Origin of the sequence: Hymenobacter volaticus (assembly GCF_022921055.1) — a bacterium.
Lineage (GTDB): Bacteria > Bacteroidota > Bacteroidia > Cytophagales > Hymenobacteraceae > Hymenobacter > Hymenobacter volaticus.
Window position 1 is genome coordinate 126,047 of sequence record NZ_CP095066.1, and the last position, 11,279, is coordinate 137,325.

10 protein-coding genes are annotated in these 11,279 nt (G+C 59.5%); all 10 read left to right on the plus strand.

What is annotated here, in order from left to right; genetic code table 11:
• Positions 1 to 35: 35 nt before the first annotated feature.
• The 10 genes from MUN86_RS28740 (at position 36) to MUN86_RS28785 (ending at position 11,269) form a co-directional block, all read left to right on the plus strand.
• The gene (locus MUN86_RS28740) at positions 36 to 713 is read left to right on the plus strand and encodes a recombinase family protein (RefSeq protein WP_245127237.1); all 678 of its coding nucleotides are present in this window, start codon (positions 36 to 38) and stop codon (positions 711 to 713) included.
• A gap of 11 nt (positions 714 to 724) precedes the next feature.
• Entirely contained in the window at positions 725 to 1,513 is a 789-nt protein-coding gene (locus MUN86_RS28745) for a hypothetical protein (protein ID WP_245127238.1), read from the plus strand.
• A gap of 246 nt (positions 1,514 to 1,759) precedes the next feature.
• A complete protein-coding gene (locus tag MUN86_RS28750) occupies positions 1,760 to 3,067 on the plus strand; it encodes a hypothetical protein (RefSeq protein WP_245127240.1) in 1,308 nt (435 codons plus the stop codon).
• Positions 3,061 to 3,621, plus strand: a complete 561-nt coding sequence (locus tag MUN86_RS28755; protein WP_502592246.1) for a DUF4209 domain-containing protein — start codon at positions 3,061 to 3,063, stop codon at positions 3,619 to 3,621. Before MUN86_RS28750 ends, MUN86_RS28755 begins: the two co-directional genes overlap by 7 nt.
• On the plus strand, positions 3,614 to 4,171 hold the full coding sequence (locus MUN86_RS28760) for a hypothetical protein (RefSeq protein ID WP_245127241.1): 558 nt from the start codon (positions 3,614 to 3,616) through the stop codon (positions 4,169 to 4,171). Before MUN86_RS28755 ends, MUN86_RS28760 begins: the two co-directional genes overlap by 8 nt.
• A 278-nt stretch (positions 4,172 to 4,449) precedes the next feature.
• Positions 4,450 to 4,668, plus strand: coding sequence for a hypothetical protein (locus tag MUN86_RS28765; protein WP_245127242.1), 219 nt, complete (start codon positions 4,450 to 4,452; stop codon positions 4,666 to 4,668).
• A gap of 639 nt (positions 4,669 to 5,307) precedes the next feature.
• Positions 5,308 to 5,547 carry a hypothetical protein gene (locus tag MUN86_RS28770; RefSeq protein WP_245127243.1) on the plus strand — a complete coding sequence of 80 codons (240 nt, stop codon included), beginning with the start codon at positions 5,308 to 5,310 and terminating at the stop codon, positions 5,545 to 5,547.
• Entirely contained in the window at positions 5,522 to 7,891 is a 2,370-nt protein-coding gene (locus tag MUN86_RS28775; RefSeq protein WP_245127245.1) for an AAA family ATPase, read from the plus strand. The genes MUN86_RS28770 and MUN86_RS28775 overlap by 26 nt, the downstream gene beginning before the upstream one ends.
• 15 nt (positions 7,892 to 7,906) lie before the next feature.
• Positions 7,907 to 9,835, plus strand: coding sequence for a gluzincin family metallopeptidase (locus tag MUN86_RS28780; RefSeq protein WP_245127246.1), 1,929 nt, complete (start codon positions 7,907 to 7,909; stop codon positions 9,833 to 9,835).
• A gap of 6 nt (positions 9,836 to 9,841) precedes the next feature.
• The gene (locus MUN86_RS28785) at positions 9,842 to 11,269 is read left to right on the plus strand and encodes an MBL fold metallo-hydrolase (RefSeq protein ID WP_245127247.1); all 1,428 of its coding nucleotides are present in this window, start codon (positions 9,842 to 9,844) and stop codon (positions 11,267 to 11,269) included.
• Positions 11,270 to 11,279 lie beyond the last annotated feature (10 nt).

Genomic DNA, 11,279 nt, shown 5'->3' on the forward strand with positions numbered 1-11,279 from the left:
GTATATTGCACCTTTTCTTCCCTTATAAAAGGTGTATGATCAACTATGTCGCCTACTTCCGGGTGAGTACCGCCCGCCAAGGGCAATCGGGATTGGGGCTCGAAGCCCAACAGGCGGCTGTGCGAAACTTTGTGGGCAGTGAGGCCCGCATTGTGGCCGAGTTTACCGAAGTGGAGAGTGGGCGCAAGAACACGCGGCCGCAGCTGCAGGCCGCCATTACCCGCGCCAAGCAGGAGGGAGCTGTGCTGCTCGTGGCCAAGCTCGATCGCTTGGCCCGCAACGTGGCTTTCTTGGCCACGCTCATGGAAAGTCACGTGCGCTTCAAAGCGGTGGATCTGCCCGCGGCCGATGAGTTTACCTTGCACATCCTGGCGGCCGTGGCGCAGAAGGAGGCTACAGCGATTTCCACGCGTACCAAGGATGCGCTCGCCGCCAAGAAGGCGAGGGGCTTTCAGCTCGGTACGCCTGCTAATCTGACGGCGGCGGCGCGCGAGAAGTCGTGGGTGTCGCTGCAGCGCAATGCCCAAACCAATCTCAACAACCGGCAGGCTAAGCAGCTGGCCATCCTCCTGCGAGCGACAGGAGTGAGCTTGCGCGAAATTGCCGCACGGCTCAATGAGTCGGGATATCGGACTAGGAGAGGGAAGGCCTTTCACCCCATGGGGGTCAAGCGCTTGCTTTCCTCTCTTGCCAAACCGGAAACGCTGGGCTAGCAGATTGCCTCTTGCCTGATTCAATTCCGCACCGAGCAGGTAAATTGCCACTCGGTATGAGTGCGCAACGGGCTATCATTATGAACTTCTATACCAATCGGCCGGACGGATTCGGCGAAATCCGGAATCAGCTGTTGTTACGCGTCCTTCCCCTCGCATTGCTTGCCCTTGCAGTGGGCTATAGTATAGCATCCACTACTTCGGCAAGTACGCCCCAGCAGGAAGCCGAGGTACTCCCTTTCTTTATTCCGCTCATGCTCGCCGCGTTGGGGATCGGCATCTACCGCAGCCTCCAACAGCAGAAGCGGCTCTACCATAGCTATACGCTGACTATCTCCGACACAACCATCTCCCGCGAACTGAACGACACGACCACCCTTGCTATCCCCATTCAGAACATTACCCGCATCACCCGAAATCACAACGGAACCTTCACCATTCAGGGCGCCACGGCCCAAGAAAGTATTGGAGTGTACAGGCAAGTCGAGCCGTACGACGTACTGGCTGCTCAGCTGATGACTATTCACCCCATCACGATCCAAACCCAGAAGCCAGTGGCCGAGCGGCTGCGCCTTCCCCTCGTGCTGCTAACGTTGGGCCTGATGGCCTTGGTGTATGGGGCCACCAACCGGCTACTGGTGGCCATCAGCGGGACCGCATTAAGCGCCCTGCTGCTCTGGTCGTTTTTCTCTATCCAGCGCTCCCTATACTTGGATGAGGCGACCAAAAGGCGCCACTGGTGGATTTTGGTAGTTCTATTCTCTATTGTAGCAACCACAATTGGGAAGCTGCTGCCATAGTAAAATCATCAGTGTTACAGGAGATCTAGATTGAGTCAGGGGGAAACTGACTGCTGATAGAGTGTATTGTTGTACAACTCTGCGTTTAGAAAATGATACAAGCTCGGCTTTAACTGTCACTAGCCATGCTAATAATAAATAGATTCCCAATATCCTTACGCAAACTCGAACCGGCATTATACTGTCCTCCCCTGATCTATTCGCGTACCTTAGCTGCGGAAGCGCCTCGTCATTCTACCCATCCCTATGCCCAACATCCTAGCCTCTTACTTGCGCGAGCTAGACGAACGACAAGCTGACGTTACCGAACACCATGAGATTACTTCCCATTTAGGAGGGCTGGCTCAGGAACTGGAAGCCGAGCAGCAGCTGGATTTAGCCCGCAATGCCCGAATTGAGCAGGAGGTGTTGGCTGCCAGCAAACGACTCGACAGCGGCATAGGCTACCAGATTTCTCAGACCCATACTGCACCAGATGGCTCGACCCAGGAAGTAGGCTGGCCCGATACCAGCGCTTACGGTCCAGCTGAATATGAGTATCTGAAAAGCAGAATACAAGCTACAAGCAACCTATATTTACGGAGCGAGTACGGTCTATTTCTGTATTTGCGGAAGAAAGCGGGCCACCCTGATCAGGTTGCCGCTTTGGTGCAAACATTGCTTCAACTTAGTACGCACTACTTTCTGCGCGACGACGCCGATCCTACCCTGCATTATACGCTTCACGCGGTACAGGCACTGTCCCTTGCTTTTCGCATCGCCACCAGCCGCCAGCGCGACCCGGCTGTGGCAATCGTGCTGCCAGCAGTAGTTGATGCAATAATGGCTCACCATGAGGCCTGGGACGCTACCCGCCGGGCCACTCCCATGTTGTTGGGTACGTTTACTACCCTAGTAGCTGAACAGCCTGCCCTCTTTCAACGCGATGGGTATCTAGACGCCTTTTTGAAAAAAAACCGTCAGGACATCGACATACTTGGTCAACAATACCGGTACGGGGCTATGGAACTAGCTCAAGCCACAGCGCAGCTCGCCAAGCAAACCAAACGCGATGTGCGGCCTTGGCAGCAATTGGTGGCACAGCAGTACGAGTTATTGAGCCAAGAGGCAGATAATCAAGGTAATTCGACTGCTGTTACGTTTACCCAGCAGGCGTTACGACTGTACCAAGAGTTGAACGACTCTGATGCCGAGGCCCGTCTGCAACGGCAATACCAGGATTGGCGCACTAAGTTTGGGCTGGCTCAGGTCAGCACCCCTTTGCCCGCCGAAGAACAGCAGGTTCGTTTAGCTGCAATCATGGAGCATGTCGAGCAGGGCACACCGGCCGATCTGCTAACGGTAATGACACTGACCCCCATGTTCCCCTCGTTGGCGGCCGTGCGGGCCTACGAGCAAACTACCTACAAATCGTTTCTCGACTCTTTGCCCATCACCATTCAGGATAAGCTTGGCAACCCTGTGCAACAGTTTCACACGGAAGCCGAGAAGCAGGAGTTTCGGGTGTTACAAGCTTATGGACTCTTGGGCAACTGGCTACTCAGTCCTTGGTGAAATTGATGCTGGAAGCGTACAAAGTCGACAAATTCTCTGCAGAAGGGGTGCTCCAGCACTTAGCCACCACTTGGATTGGGGAGCCCCGTCCCGTCAGGGAGCATGGGCGCGAAAGTAGTACGCAGCCACTGCGCTTGCTGATTCCTGGCGTCCGAGTGTTATTTAGCGAGTTGGATGCCTGGCGGACTGGCCGCGCCGAGGAGCCCAACTTTATTGCTGCCACCGATTCACTGGTTTTGAAAGTAGAGTACCTCCTACGCTACCTGTGCGACCTGCTTGGCATCCCCACATTTCGTCCCAAGCGAGATGGTGTCGTGCATGAAAAGTTACTAGATGAACTGCTGCGCGACTTAAGTGAGGACGGCCGCTTAGATGCGGACGACCTATTTTATATTCGTTTCTATCTTCAGGAAAAAGTTGGTCAGAATTTGCGCAACCGCATTGCGCACGGTCTCATGGACGAAACCGAATATGGATTGGAAAACGCTTTTCTAGTGTTGACCATGATACTGAAGCTGGCTAACTACGAATTTCGCCCCTCCACCCATGCCTGATACCTTAATCCCTACTCGCCGCCATTCATTGGCCGCACCCCTTACGGCCTTGAACGTTGAGCAGGCCGAGCGACTGTCGGCTTCCATCTGGCATGATTCGATGGTGGCAGATGCCGCTTTGTACCAGGCTACAGCTTACCACGCCCCTCGCACCGTGGTGTCGCAGGCAGTAAGCGCATTTGTTCGCCCCACTACCTTACTGGCACGAGTAGCTCACACGCTGCGCAGCTTCTTGACGCTGCCCGCTGACTGGGATTCTTATGGTGCGCAGTCCGTGCAGCCTGCCGCCGTGGAAGAGGCGTTAGCGTTGTTGCAAGATGCCGACTTCCTTCAGCTTATGCCCGCACAGCAGCCACGGTTGGCGGCGTATCCGCTCAGCCACGGGGGCATACAGTTCGATTTAAACGGAGGCCGCTGGCCGCTGGAAATTGAAATCAGCCCAGACGGCCAAGTTGAGTTTACAATCTTCGGCCCGGCCAACGAAGTGCTCTGGGAAACCAACCAGTTACGAGAGGCCATCAACTGGTCCGCTATTTTTAACGAGGAGTAGGCACCTACAATGCCCGAAATAATTACTGCTGCCGATGAATTGATTCGGCGTATTCCTTTGCAGCCTTCCCATGTTGAGTTGGATGCAGTCGGCAACTTTGTTCTCGATGCTCAGAACCGCCCGCAGCTAACCAGTGCCATTTTCAAATACAAGCCTACCCATGCGTTAGACGGAGTTTCCGTGGATATTTTGCGGGTGTGGGTCGGGTTACTTGGCAGCGAAGCGCAGAGCCTAGACAGGGCTGTTTTCAGCCAGCGAACCAGGGAGGCGGCTTCTTTATGGCGGGAGTGCTGCCTGCTGCCAAGCCCACAGAGTATAGCTTGGAGAGTGTGCCGGATGCCCTGGCGGCCACTGCCACAGAACCAGAAAATCCCGCCCACGCCCTCATTTTGGGTAATGTCGACAAAACCACCGCGCGTAATCTAGCCGATGCGTGCCGACTGGCCCATCGCCTGCCTGCAGGGCACGTGCAGCAGTGGCCCGCAGGCAGGCAGTAGCATTTGAAAGCAGGTTAGGCAATGCTTATAAGAGTGCGCGACAATCCAAAAGCAATGCAATCAGCGTCTTAAAAGCAAGCTAAACCTTTATTTCTCCTATTGTCCTTCCAATAGCTACGCCACTGCCGCGCACTAATCCTCGAATAACTGTATATTATACACTAGGATTCGGACAAACACTCTTTGCTCTCTAACCTGCGCGAGTCAGGCAGTCCGGAGCAGGACGCTCACTGTGTGGCTAAGCTCTTTATTAGCACGAAAATTTGACGACTTACCTACATTAGTGGCAACTAGTATTATCATATCTATGTGTATCTGCCTAAAGTTTCTTTTACTAAGTCGAGAGAATGAGTCAGACTAGCTGCCTGTGCCTTATGCCCTAAGGCCGACGGGTGCAAGGCTGAACTTTACTGTTCCCAGCCTGACCGTGAATACCAGCGGCTCGCGGTAGCTGGGCACTAAGTGGTACAGATAAGCTACCATTAAGCAATATGATATCTGTCGTGTCAACTATTAATTTATCTAACTAATCGTCGGTGTTCTGCTACCTAAGCCTGACGTTTTCCCGCTATTTTTAACGAGTTAAGTGTGGTGCCTTGCTCTCTCTATCATTTCTATTGCATTTTGCTTACATCCTAAATGTCTGCTTCATATAATACCTATAATACCCCGCCGGACGCAAACTCAGAACTAGCCGCCCGGATCGTAGCTGCCATGGGAGTGGCAGGCCTTATAGGAACCGCCGACGAAGCGGAAATAATGGCCATGCTGACCACGAAACCGGCAAAAACCGGCGAATGGCGGGCCTTGCTTGAAAAACAGCTCAATGCTTTCCCTACCATCTCCAGCAGTCATGCCTCACCGGATCAAGGAGCTTAAGCTTACACATTTCCGGGGCGCCACCCGGCCCGTCACGGTACAGTTTGACCCCAATAAGCGAATTGTCGTCATCTTCGGGGAGAACGGTACCGGCAAATCCACGCTCGTAGACGCCATCGACGCCGTGGGCAACGCCTCGTTTGGCTCCCTGGACCGGGAAGGGGTGCGGCCCAATCCGCATAAGTACGTTTCTTCCGTCAACCAGACCGTTAAAACCTTAGAGGTCGAGCTAACGACGGCCGTCGGCCATCGGTGGAAGGCCACGATCAGCGGCAAAAACGTGTCGGTAACGCCTGTCGCCCCCGATGGTATTTTGCCGGGGGTGCTCGTGTTACGGCGGCGGGAGCTTCTGAAACTCATCGAGACCCAACCTGCCAAGCGCTACGAAGCCATCAAAAGCTTCATCGACGTGGCCGAAGTGGACAAAGCGGAGGCCGCGCTGCGCAATGATATGAACGCAGCGGAGAAACAGCTCACCAGCGCTAACGCCGCCCGTGAGCAGGCTGAAAAATCCTTGCGGGTCATGTGGGAGCAGGAAAAACAGCCCGATGAAATCGCAGCCGAGCCGATAGCCTGGGCCGACCAGCGGCGAGCGGAAAACGTGGCCGTGCTTGAGCAGCAGGCCCAGCAGATGGCCAGCCTGCTGGCGACGGCCCAGTCCTTGACCGACGCGGTGGGCGCCTGGCACCGGGCCCACGACGCCCGCCGCTCTTGGGCCGACCAACTGCAGCATGCCGAAGCGGAGCTGGCCGCTAGCAGCCAGAGCGAAGACACCCTCCGGGCGGAGCTGATTCGGCTCCTCAATACGGCTAAGGCGTACCTGGCTTCCCCAGCCGCCCCCACCAGTTGTCCGTTGTGCGCCAGTGCCGTGCAGGCCGATTCGCTCCGGGAGCACGTAGAAGCGCAATTGCAGGCCTTGCAGCACGTCGATGCACTACTGCGCGAAGTCGCCAGCCGACAGGCGGAGCACAAGCACGCAGAGGGCGAATGCGTGCTTTGCAACCGCCAGGTAAGTAGACAGTTGCAGCAGCTCGTGTCGCAGGTCGCCGAGCAGGGGCCCATCGAGGTTCGTGCTCTGGGTATTGATTGGGCGCAACTGCAGCGGGACCTAGCCTCGAACGACGCCGGCGACACCCTCACGGAGCAAGCGGCCGCCGTGGCGCAGCAGTTAGAAGAAGCCCGGCCCACAATTCAGCAGGCGCTGGAGTCGCTGCGCCAACGCCTTACTTTGCGCGAGAACATCCTGGCGCAAGCTAGCTTGCTGAAAGACAGCACCGAGCAAGCTGCGGCGCTGGGCCGCGTGGTCGAGCGGTTAACGCGAGCGTGTCAGTTGGTCGTTGATACCCGCCGCGAATTTGTGCAGACCATTCTGGACGGCATCATCGAGGAGGTGAACCGGTTGTTCGCCGTGATCCACCCGGACGAGAAAATTGGCCTGCATCGCCTGGAGATGGACGAAGTGAAACGCACCTCGCTGGAGCAGCACGCGCGCTTCCAGGATGCCGCAGAAGTCATTCCCCAGGCCTACTTCAGCGAGTCTCACTTGGACACCTTTGGCTTCTGCCTGTGGCTGGCCCTGGCCAAGCGGCTCACCCCCAGCCGCCTCGTGCTGGTGCTCGACGACGTGTTCACGTCGGTCGACACGCCGCACTTCCAGCGCATTTCCAATCTACTAGCGGACGAAGCTCAGCACTTTCAGCAACTCATCATTGCCACGCACAATCGGCGCTGGCAGGAGATTTATAAACATAACAGCGCCGGCGTACACCTCCTCAAGCTGGAGGAATGGACGCTCAGCCGCGGCTTGCGGCCCTACGAAGACCATACCCTGCTGGCCGAGCTGGCCACCACGCTCGCATCCGAACCGTTCAACCGGCAGGCCGTGGCCTCGCAGGCCGGCATCATCCTGGAAAACCTACTAGACAACGTGGCGCTGGTCTACGGCTGCCGCCTGCCCCGTAAACACGGCAACTCCTACACGTTGGGTGAGCTGCTGATCAGCACCCGGAAGCTATTGCAGAAAGCCGTCGTTCGGCGCCTCGACCGCGACGCGCACGGCCACCCGTTGCTGCCCAACCAGTGGTCCGTGTTGCCGTTGGCGGACTTGTTCCAGACCATTGACGGCCTAACCTTTATCCGCAACGAGGTCGGGGCACACTTTAACTCGGCCGGCGCGGACACGTCGGACCGCGACATCCGTACCTTTGGCGAAGCGGTACTGGCCTTCGCGCAGCGGCTGGCGTGCCCGACGTGCGGGCACATGCCGCAGAAAGAAAAAGACGACCACCGCAGCTGCCGCTGTCCTAAGCATCAGACGCAACTGCGCCCGCTTACTTGGCGCTAACCCCCTTCAGTTCGTATGGCTTATTATCCTGTTCCGCCCAAGCGTCGCCTCCGCGTGTTTGCGTTTGACCCGAGCCTGACCACGCAGTTGGACACCGTCGCCATCAACCAGCTCACGCTGGCTGTGCCGTGGGAAGCCGTGGAGCCGGGGCCGGTGGGGGAGTACCTAGAAATCGTGGACGTCGACCCCGCGTCGGGCGCGGCGTATCCCCCCGTGGACCTGAACGACCCGTACTTGCTTGCTCAGGACGGGCTGGCGCCCGCTGAAGGCGATCCGCGCTTTCACCAGCAGATGCTCTACGCGGTGGCAATGCTGACCATCCAGCGGTTCGAGGAGGCGCTTGGCCGGCGGGTGCTCTGGTCGGTACCCCGGCACGCCCAGGCAGGACTCGACCGGTGGCAGTACGTGCAGCGGCTGCGCATCTACCCCCATGCGTTGCGGGAAGCGAACGCCTACTACAGCCCCGAAAAGAAAGCGTTGTTGTTTGGCTATTTCAACGCCAGGCCTCAGCAGTCGGCCCTGGCCATGCCGGGCGGCTTGGTCTTCACGTGCCTCTCGCACGACGTCATTGCCCACGAGGTGACCCACGCGCTGCTCGACGGCATGCATCGGCGCTTCGCCGAGCCGAGCAACCCGGACGTGCTGGCGTTTCACGAGGCCTTTGCCGACTTGGTCGCACTGCTACAGCATTTTTCTTACCCGGAAGTGCTGCGCCACCAGCTGGCGCGCACGCGCGGGGACTTGGCCAGCCAAAATCTGCTCGGCGAGCTGGCCCAGGAGTTCGGCCAGGCCATCGGCTCGCATGGGGCGTTGCGGGACGCGCTAGGCCGGCGCGACCCGCACACGAACACCTGGCAGCCGGTCGAGCCCGATCCGACCGCGCTCAGCCGCACCAGCGAGCCGCACGCCCGGGGCAGCATTCTGGTATCCGCTGTGTTTGGCGCGTTCCTGCACATCTACCAGACCCGCACCGCCGACTTGTTGCGCATCGCCACGGCCGGCACGGGTATCCTGCCCGCCGGGGCGCTCCACCCCGACTTGATCAACCGCCTCGCGCAGGAAGCGGCCAGCGCGGCCCGGCACGTGCTGCGCATGTGCATCCGGGCGTTGGACTACTGCCCGCCGGTGGACCTGACCTTTGGGGACTACCTGCGGGCCCTCGTCACGGCGGACCGCGACGTGGTGGCTGACGATACGCTTTACTACCGCGTGGCCCTGATCGAGTCATTTCGGCGTTGGGGCATTTACCCCGAAGGCGTGCGCAATCTTTCGGAAGAAAGCCTGCTCTGGCAACCGCCCACGGCCGCCGAGGCCGCAGCGCTGACCGAGGCGCTGGGCGATGCTGCCGTGCTGCGGGGGCTTTGCCCGGACTGGGGGTTGTCCTCGAACCGACGGGCCGTGTTCGAGCAGGCGGAGAAAAATCAGGAAAAGCTACAGAGCGGCCTCTTCACGCCCCCACATCCGGCCGCTGTGCGGGCACTGGGGCTGACCATTGGTCCCGACGTGCCGGGCTCGTTCTTTGCCAGCCGAACATTTACCGATTACCCTACCATTGAGATTCACGCGGTGCGCCCGGCCCGGCGCATCGGCCCGGGCGGGGAGGTGCGCACCGACCTAGTCATCGTCGCGTCCCAGCGCCGGCGCGGCTATTTCGACCCGGCCATCCAGCACTCCGTGGACCACGGCCAGCAAGCGCCGCCGCCGGCCGACTTTATCTTCCGCGGCGGCTGCACCCTGCTGGTGGATCTGGATTCCGGGGCCGTGCGCTACATCATCCGCAAAGACGTGATCAGCGAGCCGCGCCTGGCGCAGCAGCGCCAGTACCTGCACCAGCAGTGGCTGCCGGCCATGCGCGGCACGTATTTCGGAAGCCGCGGCGACGGGAAAGAAGAAGGCTTGGCCGAACCATTTGCCATGCTGCATCGCCACGGAGCACATTCTTAAGAAGCTATGCTACAGCTAGTACCTCCGCCTGCGGGCGTCACCATCCGCATGTACCGATCTGGTGGCTTAGGCGACTGCTTTCTGCTGGCCTTTGCTGGCCCGGCCGCCACGCCCTGCTACGTGCTGATTGATTGCGGCGTGTTTTACAGAACCCCCGGTGCTGAGCCCCGCATGCAGCGCATCGCCGCTGACATCGAGGCGGCCACCGGCGGCCGCGTGGACGTTCTGGTCGCCACGCACGAGCACTGGGACCACCTCTCAGGGTTCAGCTTTGCCCAGGACGTGTTTAAGCGCCTGCACGTCAGCGAGGTGTGGGTAGCCTGGACGGAAGACCCGCAGCATCCGCTGGCCCGCCAGTTGCAGCAACGCCACCAGCAGGCGCTGACGGCTCTGGCAGCCGCCACGCAGCGCCTGCAGGCGGCAAACGATCCACGGGCGGCGGACCTGCAACAGATGCTGGCCTTTCACGGCCCCTTCGCGGCCGATGCCGCCGCCAGCACTCGCGAACAACTGCAGTTTGTGCAGACGCTGGGGCCGGTCCGCTATTGCCGACCGGGCCAGCCGCCGCTTTCCCTACCCACGGCGTCGGGCGTAAAAGCCTATGTGCTGGGGCCGCCCGAAGACGAAACCCTGCTCAAACGCTCCAACCCGCGGCGCGGCCAGGTGTACGAACAGCCGAAGCCCTTTGGCGCGGCCGACACACACGGCGGGGCGCAACCCGGTAGCTTCTACGCCGCGGCGCTGGCTGGGCCGTCGGCGGTGGACGCGCCGTTCAACCTGCCCTTCGTGCTGCCCTTAGCGGAACTGGCCGATCCGACCAGCCAGCCCGCGCACGCGGAGTTCTTCCGCACTCGGTACGGCTTTACCAACGCGCCAGGCAGTGCCGCCTGGCGGCGCATCGACCAAGACTGGCTGGGAGTTGCCGAGCACCTGGCGCTGGACATGGACGACGACACCAACAACACCAGCTTGGTACTTGCGTTTGAACTGCCCGATGGCCGGGTCCTGCTGTTTCCAGGAGATGCACAGGCTGGCAACTGGCTGTCCTGGGCCTCGGTGCAGTGGCAAGCCAAGGAGCAAGTCATCACCGGGCAGGATCTACTGCGGCGGGTGGCCGTGTACAAAGTAGGCCACCACGGCAGCCACAACGCCACCCTGGCGGCGCAGGGCTTGGAGCTCATGGAGCGCGACGACCTGATTGCCCTGCTGCCCGTGGACGAAGCCCAGGCCAAGCAGAAGAACTGGAAAATGCCCTTTGGTCCGTTGTATGAGCGCCTACAGGCCAAAACCGGCGGCCGCGTGGTGCGCGCGGACGCGGGCATACCCGACCGGCCGATAGGTGTTGCGGATAGCCGGTGGCAGCAGTTCCTGAGCCAGGTGCGGGCCGATGCCAGTGCAGAGCAGTTATGGGTGGAGGTGGACATTCTGGCCTGACGCTGCTTAC

Coding starts and splice junctions, on each gene's coding strand:
- MUN86_RS28740 (WP_245127237.1), top strand. CDS start 36: ATGATCAACTATGTCGCCTACTTCCGGGTGAGTACCGCCCGCCAAGGG.
- MUN86_RS28750 (WP_245127240.1), top strand. CDS start 1,760: ATGCCCAACATCCTAGCCTCTTACTTGCGCGAGCTAGACGAACGACAA.
- MUN86_RS28760 (WP_245127241.1), top strand. CDS start 3,614: ATGCCTGATACCTTAATCCCTACTCGCCGCCATTCATTGGCCGCACCC.
- MUN86_RS28765 (WP_245127242.1), top strand. CDS start 4,450: ATGGCGGGAGTGCTGCCTGCTGCCAAGCCCACAGAGTATAGCTTGGAG.
- MUN86_RS28770 (WP_245127243.1), top strand. CDS start 5,308: ATGTCTGCTTCATATAATACCTATAATACCCCGCCGGACGCAAACTCA.
- MUN86_RS28775 (WP_245127245.1), top strand. CDS start 5,522: ATGCCTCACCGGATCAAGGAGCTTAAGCTTACACATTTCCGGGGCGCC.
- MUN86_RS28780 (WP_245127246.1), top strand. CDS start 7,907: ATGGCTTATTATCCTGTTCCGCCCAAGCGTCGCCTCCGCGTGTTTGCG.
- MUN86_RS28785 (WP_245127247.1), top strand. CDS start 9,842: ATGCTACAGCTAGTACCTCCGCCTGCGGGCGTCACCATCCGCATGTAC.